The organism is Enterobacter sp. HNDS-6, from assembly GCF_039850505.1.
Classification (GTDB): Bacteria; Pseudomonadota; Gammaproteobacteria; order Enterobacterales; family Enterobacteriaceae; genus Enterobacter; species Enterobacter kobei.
In genome coordinates, this window is record NZ_CP156673.1 from 4,441,826 (window position 1) to 4,458,068 (window position 16,243).

Sequence of the window (16,243 nt, forward strand, 5' to 3'; positions counted from 1 at the left end):
GCTATTTTTAAGCGTCGGTTTAATAAAACGACGCTGCTTCGATATATCCTGTATCGTCATGCCTGGTGGTGGGAAGTACGTAAAAACAGCAAAAAAAGCAAACTGTGATTTTTTATCGGCTTCGGGCGCATCCGGGATGATGGCGCGAAAAACCATGTCCGTTAATTAAAGACAATATATCGTATCTTCACAAATAAATATGGCGGGAAACCCCGCCATCATGCTTTTTATTTATTGTCACCCGCGACGCGAATCACGACTTTGCCGAAATTTCGACCTTCCAGCAGGCCAATCAGCGCCTCGGGCGCGTTCTCCAGCCCATCCGTGACCTGTTCACGATAGTGAATTTTACCTTCCTGCACCCAGCGCCCCATCTCGTCCTGGAACGCCTTAATGTGGTGGCCATAGTCCTGAGCGATAATGAACCCCTGCATCCGAATACGTTTCTTCAGAATGGTGCCCATCAGCAGCGGCAAGCGATCCGGTCCTTCAGGCAAGCCCGTCGCATTGTAGCCACTCACCAGGCCGCAAACCGGCACGCGCGCAGAGGTATTCAGTAGCGGCAGTACGGCGTCAAAGACTTTCCCCCCGACGTTTTCATAATAGACATCAATCCCTTTCGGGCAGGCGTGCTTCAGCTGGTCAGCAAAATCCGCCGCGTGGTGATCGAGACACTGATCAAACCCAAGAACATCAACGGCATGACGGCACTTTTCTGCCCCACCGGCAACGCCCACTACCCGGCAACCTTTGATTTTGCCAATCTGCCCAACGGTGGCGCCAACCGGACCTGTCGCCGCAGCGACCACCAGCGTTTCACCCGCTTTCGGTTGTCCGATATCCAGTAACCCCATATAGGCGGTAAAACCAGGCATACCCAGAATACCCAGCGACCAGGAAGGATGAGACGGATTGTCTCCCAGCTTGACCAGGCCGCTGCCGTCCGAAAGTTCATATTCCTGCCAGCCGCTGTAGCCCAGCACCCATTCACCGGGTTTGAAATCGGGATGGTTTGACTGCTCAACGCGGCTGACCGTTCCCCCGACCATCACGGCACCCACCTCTACCGGAGGGGAATAGGATGGCGCATCGCTCATGCGACCCCGCATATACGGATCCAGCGACAGCCAGACGGTACGAAGCAACAGTTGCCCCTCAACGGGCGCGGGAACAGGTTGTGTTTCCAGACGGAAATTTTCCGCGACCGGCGCGCCCTGTGGACGAGAAGCCAGCACCCAGCGGCGATTTTGCGAAACAGCGTAATTCATCAGGATCTCCTTCTGCTACAAATGTCATTACAGCCTGGCTCATGAACGGCGTTATCGCTTCCTTTACGTGCCCGACTGGTTAAGCCGTACAACCAGATAGACACAGCTTTCATTCGTTTCGTTGATGAAACGGCAGTCATTTGGCGGCCCAAGTTCAAGACAGTCACCGGCCTGCATCTCGTGGCGTGTGTCGCCTTCCTGAAACACCAGCTCGCCGGACTGCAGCCAGATGAGCTGACGAGCCAGCGCGTAAGACGATGCGGGCATCGGCACATCGCTCCCGGCAGGCAGTTCTACCTGAACAAGGTCGATGGGCAGATCGGTACGGGGAGAAACATGACGACGGAGATAGTGCGTTTGCGGGTCGCGCCAGACAGGCTGATTGGCAAGGCGCAGGAGTTTACCTTCCTGCATCTCCGCGCGTGCAATCAGCGTGGACATGCTGATGCCAAACGCGCCGGACAGGCGGGCAAGAAGAGTCGCTGTCGGGCTGCTGTCTCCGCGCTCAATTTTGTGGATCATCGCGCGCGAGACCCCTGCCCGGTCAGCCAGCTCGCTCAGGGACCATCCGCGGGACTCGCGTTCAAGACGAATTCTTGCACTAATTCGCTGATTCATTGTGTCTGTTATTGTGTTCATGACGTCATACTATAGTGTATGAATGGCATTTCAATGGGGTTCTGATAACAAAAAATAGGGCTTATGGCGTAGCGCCCGGACGACGCAGTTGTGTAATATCGTATCTACAACGTAATACTATAGTGAACAACACACAGAGGGAACATCATGATCGTTCGTCATGCCTGCAAAGAAGACTGCGCTGCGATAGGAGAGATCTATAACCACGCGGTGCTGCATACTGCCGCGATCTGGAACGATAAAACCGTCGATACCAATAACCGTATCGCGTGGTTTGAGGCTCGTACACTTGCAGGCTATCCGGTTCTGGTGAGCGAGGAAAACGGTGTTATTACCGGATACGCCTCTTTCGGTGACTGGCGAGCCTTTGATGGTTTCCGCCATACGGTAGAACATTCGGTCTATGTCCATCCGGATCATCAGGGCAAGGGGATTGGCCGCACGTTGATGAAAGCGCTGATTAACGAGGCCCGCACCCTCGGTAAACATGTGATGGTGGCCGGTATTGAAGCGCAAAATCAGGCCTCCATTCACCTTCATGAAACCCTCGGTTTCGTGACTACCGGACAAATGCCGCAGGTGGGAACCAAGTTTGGCCGGTGGCTGGACTTAATATTTATGCAGCTGCAGCTTGACGAGCGCAGCGACCCGGACGCTATTCCATGAATCAATCACTGACGCTGGCATTTCTGGTGGCGGCGGGAATCGGTCTGGTGGTACAGAATACCTTGATGGTGCGCATCACCCAATCCTCCTCCACCATTCTGATCGCGATGCTGCTCAACTCGCTGGTCGGCATCGTGCTGTTTGTCAGCATTCTGCTGCTGAAACAGGGCGTCGCCGGGTTTAGCGAGCTGGCCGCAACGGTGCGCTGGTGGACGCTTATTCCGGGACTGCTGGGTTCGTTTTTCGTCTTTGCCAGTATCAGCGGATATCAGAACGTTGGCGCAGCGACCACCATCGCCGTACTGGTGGCCAGCCAGCTGATCGGTGGGCTGGTGATGGACGTTCTGAGAAGCCATGGCGTTCCACTCCGCGCCCTGGCAGGCCCGGTGTGCGGTGCGGTGATGCTGGTTGTCGGGGCCTGGCTGGTCGCACGACGCCAGTTTTGAGGCTACAGAATCGTGCCGCCTTTGGTCAGCTGTTCCTGCCGCGCGTCCATTTCTTCTTTATGCTGCTTACCGTGATGCGAAATCGCGGTACGCAGACGCTGCTGCTGGGTATAGCGTTCTTCCCGGCTGAGCTCGGCATCATCGCTCAGTTTAATCAGCAGTTCGTTCATATGGGCAATCACGCTCTCGTCGATGGCGGCATCCACGCGGGCGATCACGTCGTTTAAATGTGACATTGTCACTCCTCCTCACGTGCCCGGTGGCGCTACGCTTACCGGGCCTACGGGTGCAAAATGTAGGCCGGGTAAGGGGTAGCCGCCACCCGGCAATAAAATGCTTAGTTCAGCTTCGCTTTTGAAAAATCACTGCCCATCAGGCTCACGCTGTACCCGGTCACGTTGCTGCGGGTCGCATAGAACGTTTTGCCGTTTGCCAGTGCGATCCACGGCGCCTGCTGGTAGAAAATCTCCTGCGCCTGGCCATAGAGCTTCGCACGCTCAGCCGGATTGCTGGTCAGCTTCGCTTTTTGTACCAGGGAATCATAATCTTTATCGCACCAGCGTGCGGCATTTGACCCGGTTTTAATGCTGTTGCAGCCCAGCAGCACATCGGCAAAGTTGTCCGGGTCACCGTTATCGGACATCCAGCCAAACAGTGCGGAATCATGTTCGCCTTTACGCATTCCGGAGAGATATTCGCCCCACTCGTAAGATACGATTTTTGCCTTTACGCCCACCTTCGCCCAGTCGCTCTGGATCATCTCCGCAATGCGACGCGAGTTTGGGTTATACGGACGCTGAACCGGCATTGACCATAGCGTAACGTCTGCGCCCTTCTCCAGCCCGGCCTGCTTCAGCAGCGCTTTCGCTTTTTCCGGATCGTAGCTGTAATCCTTCAGATCGTTATTAAAGCCCATCATATTGGGTGGGATCGGCGATTTTGCCACCGTCCCCGACCCCATAAAGACCGCGTTAACGATAGCCTTTTTGTCGGTCGCGTAGTTTAGCGCCTGGCGCACCAGCACGTTATCAAACGGTTTTTTCTCGGTGTTAAACGCCAGATAGCCGACGTTCAGCGCATCAACCGAGTGCAGTGTCAGGTCTTTGTTCTTCTTAATCACCTCAAACTGCACCGGAGACGGCGCGGGTATTATCTGGCATTCGTTGGTCTGCAGTTTCGCCAGACGCGTCTCCACATTTGGCGTGATGGAGAAGATCAGATGTTTGGTCGGCACCTCGCCATCCCAGTAGTTCGGATTAGCGACGTAGCGGATCAGTGAATCCACTTTGTACTGCTGCAGCACATAAGGACCGGTACCGATCGGCCAGGAGTCCACGTTTTCAGGCGTACCTTTTTTCAGCATCGCATCGGCGTATTCTGCGGAGAGAATCGAGGCAAAATCCATCCCCCAGTCGGCCAGGAACGCGGCGTTGGGTTCACTCAGTGTGAACTGAACGTGGTAATCGTCGACTTTTTTGACGTCCTGAATCAGCTTATCAAGACCCACGTCGTTAAAGTATTCATAGTTGCCCTGGGACACGTTGTGGTACGGATGCTTAGGGTCTTTCTGACGCATAACCGAGAAAATAACGTCATCGGCGTTAAAGTCGCGGGTCGGCTTGAAGTATTTGTTGCTGTTGAACTTCACCCCTTTGCGCAGGGTAAAGGTATAGGTCTTACCGTCCGGTGAAATCGTCCAGGATTCCGCCAGCGACGGAACCGGCGTGTTTTTCACCGGGTCGAAATTGATCAGGCGGTTGTACAGTACCTGAGAACTGGCGACAAAAGAGGGGCCGGAACTGGCGATTTGCGGGTTGAACGACTCGGGTGACGCTTCAGAACAGTAAATTAAGGTGTCGTTGTTTGCCGCCCACGCGGCACCGGCTGGTAAAAGCGCGCTCAGCGCAAGGGCGAGCAGTGTTTTCCCTGTAGACATGGTTATAACCCTGACAGTTTTATTATATAGGACAGTAATAACAGCACAGCCGTTATGACCTGGCAAATAACGAAACACTATCAGGTTATTCTAAAGCCGCGTTTTTTGCTGGTTTTACGGTCAGCATCCGAAAAGATGATTTGCCTTAAGTGCCATTATCCGTCAAGCACAACCGTCACTTTCTATGCCGCAAGAAATCGGCCCTTTTAGCGTCTCTTCCTCCGTTTGTTTTCTTCCTCGTTTCGTTAAAGTAACGGCGTGAAGAAGTATATGGGATCAAATCGTGGCTAAAACTCTTTTACGCAGCGGTAACCTGGATGATTTTCAGGCCGTGGGCGGCGGCGGACAAGCCGTTTTTGAATCAGCGTTACAAATTCGGGAAGCGCTCCGGTTGCGCAAACAACAGGCTATCGTTGACTGTCTGGCGATTCCGCAGGTCAACGACAGCGGCGACCGCGTGGACTGGTACTCCCCGGTGGAGGGAAACGTCACCAGCTGGAAAGCGGCTGATGAGGACGACCGCTATCGCGCCCTGCGCTATCTGGAAAACACCCTTGCGAGCGTAGAGTCGTTAAGCAAGAAATGCCTTCAGTCGCCGAAAACAGCGCAACAGCTCTTCGGCTCGCTGCTGTCGAAAGCATTTCAGTTCCCTGGGGAAAATTTCGTTTTTCTCGTCGACGGAAAACCGATCCTGTGCTTCTGGGGTTTTGTAAACCTGAATGAAAATGCGCGTGACGATGTCCTCGACTGCCTGCGTGAATCGCTGATCCCTGAGCCCGCCCCTGTTGTGATTGAAGATCCTGAGCCAGAGCCCGAGCGGGTGCCCGAACCGGCCATCACCTTTGAAAAAGCTGACGAGCCGCTGATTGCCCCGATCGCCGCGATACGGATTACGCCGGAAGACCTGTATGCGCCCGAGCCCGCACCGGTTGTTGCGCAACCTGCGCCTGAACCCGCACCTGTCGTCATCACGAAGAAGCGTCGCGTTCCCCTTTGGACGCTGCCGGTCGCGGCGGTGATCGTTGCCGCTATTGCCGCCCCGCTGATGTGGCCAAAATCGGCCCCTTCTGCAGAGACCGCGCCTGCGCCGGTCCCTGAGCCCGTGGCTATCGCCCCAAAACCGATCAAAGCCGTTGAGCCACTGGCGATGAATTTACCCCTGCACCAGGCTGAGGTGGTGGTGAGCAAAGAAAAAGAGCCTGAACCCGCTCCCGTGGTGATTGTCGCGATCCCGAAAGATGCCATGGTAATGGAGGCCGGTCAGGTGAAAGCCGGATCGACACGCTTCCTGAACGGTACCTGGCGCGCGATTCTCGACGTGAAAGACCCGGTCACCGGCAAGCCACCGTCAATGCGCTATCAAATCCAGAACAATAAAGGTTTCGCCCGCATAGTCCATGGCGACAATATTGTCTGCCGCGCGGAGATCTTCTCCGGGCTACACAGCAATGGTGAGCTGATGATCAAGAGTCGCGGCACGGCCCGCTGCACCGACGGTTCCCGCTACCCTATGCCGGAAGTCGCCTGTAAAGCCGGCACCAGCGATATCGCAGAATGTCGCGCCCGTTATGATGCCAACACCGTCGTCCCCCTGACGTTCAAGAAAGCAGGTGCCTGATCCTATGCTGGTAAATCTTTGCGACTATAAACAAAGCGTTACGCTTATTGCCAACAGCGGCGTGCAATTCCTCGATTTCGGGCTGACGCCGCAGGACACCGCCAGCCACGGGCGCTTCGTACGTAAGACCGCCAACGGCCCTCTTTTACGCCTCGATTTCGATCTGGTTAACGGGCGCTATACCGTGCCGGGAACGCACGGCGGCCAGCCTGAAGTGGTTAAACCGGAAACGACTATCCCGCTGCATCAGTCCCTTGCGGTGCTGGACGGCGTCTGGCTTCCCGTCCCGTTTCTGCGTTTCAACCCGCCGCGCACCTTTGTGGAGGGGCCGGATAACTGGGCCCGCGTGCAGGTCCGCAAGCTCGACACCCCCGACACCGCAGGCAATACGCACCGCGTGACCCTCGCCCTCGACAGCCAGATTGCGGAACATGCCACCTCCGCGCTATCGCCGGTTGAAAACGATATTCTGAACGGCACCCGTTTCGCGCTGGCCTGGCGCGATAGCGAGGTTGAAAGCTTCCTCGACCAGACCTGGATTGACGGCTGGCTGCGTGAAGCATTTACCCAGTATGCTGACGGCGTTGAAAATCGTTCTGAACGTGACCTGCATCAGGCGATGCGCAGCTTTGAATATCAGGCTCACTGGCTTAACCTGCTGACCATGCTCGGTGAACAGCTCACCGTGCCGGAAGTGAAATTTGTTACCCATACCCTCAGTACGCCAGCGATTCCGGTCGACCTGATCCTCGACGTCGGTAACACTCACACCTGCGGCGTCATTATTGAAGACCACGGCGATGCGAACGATGGACTGCGGCAGACCGCCGAGTTACAGGTTCGTTCATTGAGCGAGCCGCAATTCCTCAATGAGCCTCTGTTTACCAGCCGTCTCGAGTTTTCCGAAGCACGCTTTGGCAAACAGCACTTCTCGGTTGAAAGTGGCCGCGAAGATGCGTTTGTCTGGCCGTCGATCGTTCGCGTGGGTGATGAAGCCCGCAAGCTGGCGATGCAGCGTCTGGGAACCGAAGGGAACAGCGGCATCTCCAGCCCGCGTCGCTATTTGTGGGATGAAACACCGGTGGTGCAGGACTGGCGCTTTAGTCAGATGAACGGCAAAACCCAGCGTGAGCCGCTTGCCACGGCGTTCCCGCTGATGAACCTGATGAACGATGACGGTGAACCGCTGTTTACGTTACCGCAGGACGAGCGACTGCCGGTCTTCTCGCCGCAGTACAGCCGCAGCACCCTGATGACGCATATGCTGTGCGAGCTGCTGGCGCAGGCGCTGGGTCAGATCAACAGCGTCGCCACCCGCCTGCGTCTGGGCTTCCCTGCCTCGCCACGCCAGCTGCGCACCCTGATCCTGACCCTGCCCTCGGCAATGCCAAAGCAGGAGCGCGAGATTTTCCGTCGCCGCATGTTCGAAGCCATCGCCATCGTCTGGAAAGCGATGGGCTGGCACCCGCAGGATGAGGATTTTGCCACCCGCAAACAGCAGGAAAAAAGCGTGGTGCCGGTCCCTGAAATCCAGATGGAGTGGGATGAGGCCAGCTGTGGTCAACTGGTCTGGCTGTATAACGAAGCGATCTCCCATTTTGGCGGCCAGACGGAAGCCTTCTTTGCCTCGCTCGCCCGCACGGATCGTGAGCCTGAGCCGGGTGTGCAGCCCGGCCGCGCATTGCGCGTCGCGTCTATCGACATCGGTGGCGGCACCACGGATATGGCGATCACCCATTATCAACTGGATGACGGCTCCGGTAATAACGTCAAAATCACGCCGCAGCTGCTGTTCCGCGAAGGGTTTAAAGTGGCGGGCGATGATACCCTTCTGGACGTGATTCAGCGCTACGTGCTGCCCGCCCTGCAAACGCAGCTGCAGAAATCCGGGATTGCGGACGCCTCGCTGCTCATGGCGTCGCTGTTCGGCGACTCCGGGCGTATTGATACCCAGGCCGTGCTGCGCCAGCAAACGGCGCTACAGCTCTTTATGCCGATTGGCCACGCCATTCTTGCCGCGTGGGAATCCAGCGACGTTGACGATCCGCTGGCTGGCCTGCATGCCACCTTTGGCGATCTTCTGCCGCAGAAACCAACCCGCAACGTCATGAATTATCTGCAGCAGGCGATTGATCATGCCCTGCCTGCGGGCTCAGAAGCGTTCGACCTGTTCGCCGTACCGCTGCACGTCAATTTCCGCGAGATGCAGGATGCGATGCTGGCCGGTCAGTTTACGCTGACCTCTCCGCTTCACGCAGTCTGTGAAGCGATTTCCCACTACAGCTGCGATATTCTGCTGATTACCGGTCGCCCTGGCTGCCTGCCAGGCGTTCAGGCGCTGATCCGTCACCTGCAGCCGGTGCCGGTCAATCGCATCGTCTGGCTGGATAAATACCAGGTACATGAGTGGTATCCGTTCAGTCAGCAGGGGCGCATTGGTAACCCTAAATCAACCGCCGCCGTGGGTGCCATGCTGTGCAGCCTGGCGCTCGACCTGCGTCTGCCGCGCTTCAACTTTAAAGCTGCGGACATTGGCGCGTATTCTACCGTGCGTTATCTCGGCGTGCTGGATAACACCGTCAATACCCTGCGTGAGGAAAACGTCTGGTATCAGGATATCGACCTCGATAAGCCGGGCGCAAAACTCGACGCACGCCTGCACTTCCCGCTACGCGGCAACGTCACCCTCGGCTTCCGCCAGCTGGCGAACGCACGCTGGCCTGCCACGCCGCTTTATACGCTCAGCATCAATTCGGCTGAACTGGCGAAAGCGATTGCCGGTGACGGCGTGCTGAACGTGCGGCTTAAGCTCTGCGGCGGCAGCAAGCAGGAAGGTCCTGAGTCCTTTGAACTGAGCGATGCCTGGCTACAGGACGGCACACCGGTAGCGCCTGACGCCTTAACCTTCAAACTGAATACTCTGGCCGATCGCCGACACAGCGGTAGCCACTACTGGATCGACAGCGGGAGCGTATACCTGAAATGACAGCGACGACCACCACCACTCAGGCGTTAATCGGGTGGATTAATGAGACGCGCATGAATGCCCCTGTGCTGGACAACGATGCTGACGCCCTGCTTGCCCGCATCAACGCGGCGCAGGCGCGAGAGCAGGCTATTGAACGTGCCCTGACCCGCCAGAGCAGCATTGGACTTTACGGTCATTCGCAGAGCGCAAAAGCACACCTGCTGCTGTCGCTGTGCGGCAGCGGTAATGGACGGCTAAACGTTACGCCTGGCCAGCGCACCTTTGACTATTTTTCGCATATCAATCCGGGTCATGTCCTGACCAACATGGCCGTCCGCTTTACCCGGGAAAACCGGGAGGTGGTTGATGAGGCGTTTCCGCTACGTCTGAGTCTTGTCACCGAGGCCGAGCTGGTACAGCTGTTTATTGCCCGCACGACGCTGCATCCGCAGATGCGCGCAGTGGATAAGGCGGTCATTGAGACCCGTCTTGAGAAATGGCGTGGCCTGCGTCAGCCGCAGGGCGTACCGGGTATCACGGCGCAGGAAGTGGGTGCCATCGCCCGCTTCTGGCAGTGCACAATACCCGCTGCGAAACAGCAAATTGATGATGCCCTGTGGTATGAGCTTGCCCAACTGGTGCCTTCACTTGATCTCAGCACCCGGGCAAGCGTCTGGTCGCTGCTGTGGGGTGAGCAACAGGAATTCACCCAACAGTGGCTGAAGCTCGCCCATGTTCTGCACCAGACCAGCCATGCCAGCGAGCTTGCTGCTCCCCTGAGTCTGCTGGTAGATAGCTTTGGCTTGCCGGGTGAAGGGTTCCTGACGCATGGCACCTTAACCCAGCAGGACGCACAGGAGACGCTGCTTCATCCGCTGAATAACGGCGACATGCTCAACGCCATCAGCCTCCCGGTTGACGTGCTGGCCTTCCTGACCCGCGAGCTGGTTCTGCCGGTTGAGAGTGGTGCGCTGGATAACGTTGATATCATTGATATTCCGGTCTTTGAAGACAGCAGTGCCGATCCGTTAGCGCAGGCAAAATGTCAGTGGTTGCTCGACCATTACCGCCAGCAGCTACAGCCTGACGTGCTGGTTATCTGCAATGCGACAGCGCAGCACGAGCAGACGGCCAAAAAAGCAAAAGTGTTAATGAGCTGGGTCAAAGAGACGCAGCCTGCTGAAGAGTCTGCCCTGCCGGGGCTGGTGTGGGCGATTACCCCGCATGACGCCCGCTTTACCACCCGCCAGAATCTTGATGAAGCCGTACAGCATCTGCTCGGTAAACCGGGTTTACGCTGGGGCACGCTGCAGGCGCTGGATAGCCACAGCATGCAGCGCGTCATTGAGTGGTTGTCTCAGGCCACGCTCCCTGCGCAGCGGCAGAAGCGCCTTGGAACGCTGAAAAGCTTGCTTCGCCAGGAGCTTTCGGCGCTAATGCGCAGCTATCTCGCCCCGCTGGTTGAGGAACCGGCTACCCGACGCGCACAGGCCGAAAACATGGTGCGCACCCTGCAAAGCAGTGCCGCCCGTCACGGCGAGCTTCTTGAAGGATTGATGCCGCCGATGAAAGCGTTTGAAACGCTGCTCGCCGTCCAGCAACCGCGCGAGGAGCAGGTCAATGGGCTGTTTACGGATACCATTGATCTGTTTACCGATAACGCCCAGGAAAGTGCTGGTCAGTTCCAGACCAAGGACAAGGCGCGTCTGGCGCACAGAGTATGGATAAATCATCTGCGTCAGTGGAGCCGTAATGAGGCCACGGCCGCCCGTCTCGGTCTGGAACCCGCAGTATTACAGCAAATCGCGGATGTTCTGGTGGTCACCAGCTACCGGCTTAATCTGGCGCAACAGCTTCAGCGTATTGTCGAAGCGGATAAGAGCAGCGCCGCGCAACTGCACGCCGTGATGGGCAATTTCGTTGGCTGGCTGGGGTATGACCAAACGCCTTCAGCAGAGCGTCCGGCAAGCCGCATCCGCAAGGGACAGGCTATCTTCGTTACGCCCGTCGTCAGCAGCGCCGCGCCACGTCTGACGCGTCTGGCGGAACAGCCAGTCCATGCGGCCACCGCGTACGTTTACGACTGGCTGGTTGCCCTCTATAGCCGGGCGATAGAGAACATTGATTACCAGCATCCGCATGATATTCAACCTGACGCACGTCAGGCATTACGGGCTTTAATCATGTAGTTGCCATTCTTGCCGGGTGGCGCTGCGCTTACCCGGCCTACATTCCGCCATAATATCAATACCTTGCACAATTCATCGTAGGCCCGTGCAAGCGTCGCGCCGCCGGGCGAAACTTTTGCGCACATCACTCCGTCATACACCCGGCTAACGTCTGAGCCAGTGCTGACGGATTTTCCCACGACATAGAATGCCCCGCCGCAGGGATAATTTTTACCTCAACGCCTTTCTGCTTCAGATTATCAACATCGTCGTCAGGCAGAGAATGTTCGCCGAAGATCAGCGTCACCGGGCACGAGAGCGACAGGAATTGCGTTTCCCATACCGGCATTACACCCTCAACCAGGCTCTTTGCTCCGCGCCAGACTGCATACGGCGCATTGCTTTGCAGACACCCCGCCCACGCTGAGGTTTCTGCGCTGAGCATGGCGTCATAACCCTGTTCCAGAAACTGCTGTTCGGTTTGCGCCGCAATCGAGCGGCTGAACATCCCACCACCCGCGTGAAAATTAGGTTCCGACACCATCAGTCCTTTAACACGCGTTCCCAGCATTGCCGCCGTTTCAATCGCGATACTGCCGCCCATGCTGTGGCCGTATAACCAGAAGGCATCCAATTCAAGATGGTCAATCAGCTCTGCCACCACGCGGGCCTGGTCAGTGGTGTGATAGCTGTAATGCTCGGGTTTATCGCTGTAACCGCTGCCGGGCAAATCAATGAGAATGGCCCGGCGTGCGCCAAACTGAAGGTCACGGACAACGCGGGGATATTCATAGGAAGAGGCACACCCCAGCCCGTGGATGAAGACCACGGGCTCGCCTGAGCCGGGCAAATCATGCCAGCGCACGGTGCAACCCGCCTGCTGCGAGTAAAAACTGTTCATAAGCACTCCTTTTACGATGCACTGTGTATTTATACAGTTATCGAATCAGGAATGCCATGTTCATCTGGAAAAAGTGGAGGCGTGCTTCAGAAAAGCGAGATCAGGAGCGCAACGGGGAAGCTCATCGGCCAGGTCGACCCCACCAGAAACGCGCTGAGCAGGCGGATGCGTTTGCGATCTTTTGAAAGGAACCAGGTAATTAATGCACAGATGGAAGCCATCACTGCGTAAAAAACCAACATCTTTTGATACAACGTCATTCTGTATACCAGAGCCGAAAAAATAACCGCACGCAATATGCGTCATATGTTGATACAGATCAAGTTTTTTCGTTACAGAATAACCACTTAAATATTATGGCTAATAACAATGAAGTAGCTTGCTTAACACCCAGGGCGAAGAAGGAGAATGCCCGGCCGCGCAAGCGGCCAGGCAGGATAGCTTAGTGTTTGATCATCACATGCCGGACGACCGTATAATCCTCAAGTCCGTACACCGACATATCTTTGCCGTAGCCGGATAACTTCATGCCGCCGTGCGGCATTTCGCTCACCAGCATAAAGTGGGTATTCACCCAGGTACAGCCGTACTGCAACCGCGCACTCAGACGATGAGCACGGCCCACGTCTTTGGTCCAGACCGATGACGCCAGGCCATACTGTGAATCATTCGCCCAGGCCAGCACCTGCGCTTCATCGTCAAATTCAGTGACGCTCACCACCGGCCCAAACACTTCGCGCTGAACAATGGCATCGTCCTGTTTTGCCCCCGCCAGCAGGGTCGGCTGGAAGTAGTAGCCAGCCCCCTCCTTTTTGCTTCCGCCCGTCACAACGCTGATATGACCGAGCGCTTTCGCCTGATCGACAGCCTGACAGACGCGTGAAAGGTGAGCGGCCGAGCTTAGCGGCCCCAGTTCAGTAGCGGCATCTTCCGGCGCCCCCATTTTGAGGCTGGCGACCGCAGCACCCAGCTTTTCAACCAGCGCAGGATATATGCCTTTCTGGGCATAAATGCGGCAGGCCGCCGTACAGTCCTGCCCGGCATTGTAGAAACCAAACGTTCGCACCCCTTCGACAACCGCGTCCAGGTCAGCATCATCAAAAACGATCACCGGAGCCTTACCGCCCAGCTCCATGTGGGTGCGCTTAATGGAGGACGCCGTATGGCCGATGATATGCTCGCCGGTGGCAATTGAACCGGTCAGCGACACCATGCGGACTTTGTCATGCCCGGTGAGCGGATCGCCAACCGTCTTACCGCGACCAAATAACACGTTCACAACGCCTGCCGGGAAGATATCTTTCGCCAGTTCTCCCAGTTTTAACGCCGTCAGCGGCGTGATTTCAGAGGGTTTGATCACCACGCAGTTACCGGCAGCCAGCGCGGGTGCCAGCTTCCATGCTGCCATCATCAGCGGGTAGTTCCACGGCGCAATCGATGCAACTACCCCCACCGGATCACGGCGGATCATCGAGGTGTACCCCTCAAGGTATTCACCTGCGGCCAGACCGTTCAGGCAGCGGGCCGCCCCGGCGAAGAAACGAAACACGTCGACCACCGCCGGAATTTCATCCCCCAGAGCACAGTGGAGCGGCTTCCCGCAGTTGAGCGATTCAAGCCTGGCAAATTCTTCACCCTGCGCCTCAATGGCGTCAGCCAGTTTCAGCAGACATTCCGCACGCGCTTTGGGCGTGGTCTGCCCCCAGTCGATAAAAGCCCGATCGGCGGCCTGAACAGCCGCGTCAACTTGCGCGACAGAGGCTTCAGCAATCTCCAGCAGTACTTCTCCGGTGGCCGGGTTGTATACCGGCTGCTTTTCGCCTTGTCCGGCGACCAGTTCACCCTTTATCAGCAGATGTGTTTGCATAGCATTGTCCTGTTCAAATCAATGTTATTTCCCGCTGCCGGCGATGTTCTCGCCATCGCGGGTTAGCCACCAGGCACCCAGAATGGGGAAAGTTGTCACCAGCATGACCAACAGTGCAACAACGTTGGTGACCGGCACGTCGCGAGGACGGCCGAGCTGATTGAGCAACCACAGCGGTAACGTGCGCTCGTGTCCCGCCGTAAAGGTTGTGACGATGATTTCGTCAAACGACAGGGCAAAGGCCAGCATTCCGCCCGCCAGAAGTGCTGAACCCAGATTGGGCAACACCACATAGCGGAAGGTTTGCCACCCGTCGGCCCCGAGATCCATTGACGCCTCCACCAGACTCCAGGAGGTGCGTCTGAACCGGGCAATGACGTTGTTGAACACCACCACCACGCAGAATGTGGCGTGCCCGACAACGATGGTGAAAAAACCCGGTTCAAGGTTGATCGTTTTAAATGCGGTCAGCAGCGCCAGACCGGTAATGATTCCCGGTAAGGCAATGGGCAACAGCAGCAATAGTGAAATGGCGTTTTTGCCAAAAAAGTCGCTTCGCCAAAGTGCCGCTGCAGCAAGCGTGCCAAGCACCAGGGCAATGGCGGTGGAGAGCGCGGCAATCTGAAGTGACAACGTCACGGATTCAATGATATCGCCACGCCCCGCCGCCACGCTAAACCACTTGAGCGTCAGCCCCTGCGGCGGGAAGCTGAAGGCAGCATCTTCAGTGTTAAAGGCGTAGATCGCGATAATCAGCAGCGGGAAGTGCAGGAAGATGACGCCTCCCCATGCCGCCACTTTCAGGAACAACGGTGCGCGTTCAGAGTGCATCGAATGCTCCCAGACGTTTCACGAACGCCAGATAAAGCGAAATCAGCACAATGGGAACCAGCGTAAACGCAGCCGCCATGGGCATATTGCCGATAGCGCCCTGCTGAGCGTAGACCATGTTACCGATGAAATAGCCCGGCGGCCCCACCAGCTGCGGGACGATGAAATCCCCCAGCGTCAGGGAAAAGGTAAATATTGAACCCGCGGCAATTCCCGGGATCGCCAGCGGCAATACAACATAGCGAAAGGTCTGGCGGGGGCGCGCGCCGAGGTCGGCTGAAGCCTGCAGTAACGACGCTGGCAGACGTTCCAGCGCGGCCTGCACAGGCAGGATCATAAACGGCAGCCAGATATAGACAAAGACCAGAAAGCGCCCCAGCCCGGAGGTGGATAACGTGTTACCGCCTATCGCCGGGAGCGTAAGAAGTGAGGTGAGGATCGGCTCCAGCCCCATATGACTGAGAAACCATTGCGCCACACCATCCTTCGCCAGCAGCAACGTCCAGGCGTAGGCTTTGACAATGTAGCTCGCCCACATCGGCAGCATCACGGCGATATAGAAGAACGCTTTCCACTTGCCGCGGGTGTAACGCGCCATATACCAGGCCATCGGGAATGCCAGAATGGCGCTGGCCAACGTGACCGCGATCGCCATCGTTAAGGTGCGCAGGATGATGTCGTAGTTTGCCGGATTGAAGAGCGCCTGAATATTCGCCAGCGTCAGGTCCGGCGTAACCGCCATGGTGAAGTCGTCAAAGGTGTAAAACCCCTGCCACAGCAGGGTCAGCAGCGATCCGAGATAGACGATGCCAAACCACATCAGCGGGGCAAGCAGCAGCAGGAACAGGCCGAGCGACGGCTTACGCCAGAACAGTGCCGTCATGCGGCTCAAGCGGCCGTGCGGTGCGGGAGGATGAGCGACACTCATATCCATT

General features: G+C 56.9%; 14 protein-coding genes. 5 read left to right on the forward strand and 9 right to left on the reverse strand.

What is annotated here, in order from left to right; translation table 11 throughout:
- Positions 1-227 precede the first annotated feature (227 nt).
- The gene (locus ABFI50_RS20755) at positions 228-1,268 is read right to left on the reverse strand and encodes an NADP-dependent oxidoreductase (protein WP_347484978.1); all 1,041 of its coding nucleotides are present in this window, start codon (positions 1,266-1,268) and stop codon (positions 228-230) included.
- A 63-nt stretch (positions 1,269-1,331) separates the two neighbouring features.
- Positions 1,332-1,907 carry an XRE family transcriptional regulator gene (locus ABFI50_RS20760; RefSeq protein ID WP_047344346.1) on the reverse strand — a complete coding sequence of 192 codons (576 nt, stop codon included), beginning with the start codon at positions 1,905-1,907 and terminating at the stop codon, positions 1,332-1,334.
- 147 nt (positions 1,908-2,054) lie between these two features.
- On the opposite strand from ABFI50_RS20760, the gene ABFI50_RS20765 reads away from it, so the two are divergent.
- Positions 2,055-2,573: a GNAT family N-acetyltransferase gene (locus tag ABFI50_RS20765; RefSeq protein WP_045135200.1), complete on the forward strand. Its 519-nt coding sequence runs from the start codon at positions 2,055-2,057 to the stop codon at positions 2,571-2,573.
- Positions 2,570-3,019 (forward strand): DMT family transporter, encoded by a 450-nt coding sequence (locus ABFI50_RS20770; protein ID WP_014883949.1) that lies wholly within the window; start codon positions 2,570-2,572, stop codon positions 3,017-3,019. Before ABFI50_RS20765 ends, ABFI50_RS20770 begins: the two co-directional genes overlap by 4 nt.
- 2 nt (positions 3,020-3,021) lie before the next feature.
- Here ABFI50_RS20770 and ABFI50_RS20775 read toward each other — a convergent pair whose 3' ends face one another.
- Positions 3,022-3,255 (reverse strand): YdcY family protein, encoded by a 234-nt coding sequence (locus tag ABFI50_RS20775; protein WP_250365864.1) that lies wholly within the window; start codon positions 3,253-3,255, stop codon positions 3,022-3,024.
- A gap of 101 nt (positions 3,256-3,356) precedes the next feature.
- A complete protein-coding gene (locus ABFI50_RS20780; protein WP_347484981.1) occupies positions 3,357-4,955 on the reverse strand; it encodes an ABC transporter substrate-binding protein in 1,599 nt (532 codons plus the stop codon).
- 283 nt (positions 4,956-5,238) lie between these two features.
- Here ABFI50_RS20780 and ABFI50_RS20785 point away from each other — a divergent pair, with 283 nt between their 5' ends.
- From ABFI50_RS20785 to ABFI50_RS20795, 3 genes are read left to right on the forward strand one after another with little or no spacing between them, the layout of a single operon-like run.
- Positions 5,239-6,573 (forward strand): SrfA family protein, encoded by a 1,335-nt coding sequence (locus tag ABFI50_RS20785; RefSeq protein WP_347484982.1) that lies wholly within the window; start codon positions 5,239-5,241, stop codon positions 6,571-6,573.
- 4 nt (positions 6,574-6,577) lie between these two features.
- On the forward strand, positions 6,578-9,559 hold the full coding sequence (locus ABFI50_RS20790) for a virulence factor SrfB (RefSeq protein ID WP_214600665.1): 2,982 nt from the start codon (positions 6,578-6,580) through the stop codon (positions 9,557-9,559).
- Complete coding sequence (locus tag ABFI50_RS20795; RefSeq protein WP_347484984.1) at positions 9,556-11,730, forward strand: virulence factor SrfC family protein; 2,175 nt, start codon at positions 9,556-9,558, stop codon at positions 11,728-11,730. Before ABFI50_RS20790 ends, ABFI50_RS20795 begins: the two co-directional genes overlap by 4 nt.
- A gap of 124 nt (positions 11,731-11,854) precedes the next feature.
- Here the strand turns inward: ABFI50_RS20795 and ABFI50_RS20800 are convergent, their stop codons facing one another.
- The 5 genes from ABFI50_RS20800 to ABFI50_RS20820 all read right to left on the reverse strand — a co-directional run bounded on the left by ABFI50_RS20800 (position 11,855) and on the right by ABFI50_RS20820 (position 16,242).
- Positions 11,855-12,610 (reverse strand): alpha/beta hydrolase, encoded by a 756-nt coding sequence (locus ABFI50_RS20800; RefSeq protein ID WP_045135195.1) that lies wholly within the window; start codon positions 12,608-12,610, stop codon positions 11,855-11,857.
- An 86-nt stretch (positions 12,611-12,696) separates the two neighbouring features.
- The gene (locus ABFI50_RS20805; protein ID WP_014883956.1) at positions 12,697-12,870 is read right to left on the reverse strand and encodes a GhoT/OrtT family toxin; all 174 of its coding nucleotides are present in this window, start codon (positions 12,868-12,870) and stop codon (positions 12,697-12,699) included.
- Between the two features lie 182 nt (positions 12,871-13,052).
- Entirely contained in the window at positions 13,053-14,477 is a 1,425-nt protein-coding gene (patD, locus tag ABFI50_RS20810) for an aminobutyraldehyde dehydrogenase (RefSeq protein ID WP_071922188.1), read from the reverse strand.
- Positions 14,478-14,501: 24 nt separating this feature from the next.
- Entirely contained in the window at positions 14,502-15,308 is an 807-nt protein-coding gene (locus tag ABFI50_RS20815; protein WP_045135193.1) for an ABC transporter permease, read from the reverse strand.
- A complete protein-coding gene (locus ABFI50_RS20820; protein ID WP_023330504.1) occupies positions 15,298-16,242 on the reverse strand; it encodes an ABC transporter permease in 945 nt (314 codons plus the stop codon). Before ABFI50_RS20820 ends, ABFI50_RS20815 begins: the two co-directional genes overlap by 11 nt.
- Position 16,243: the final 1 nt, after the last annotated feature.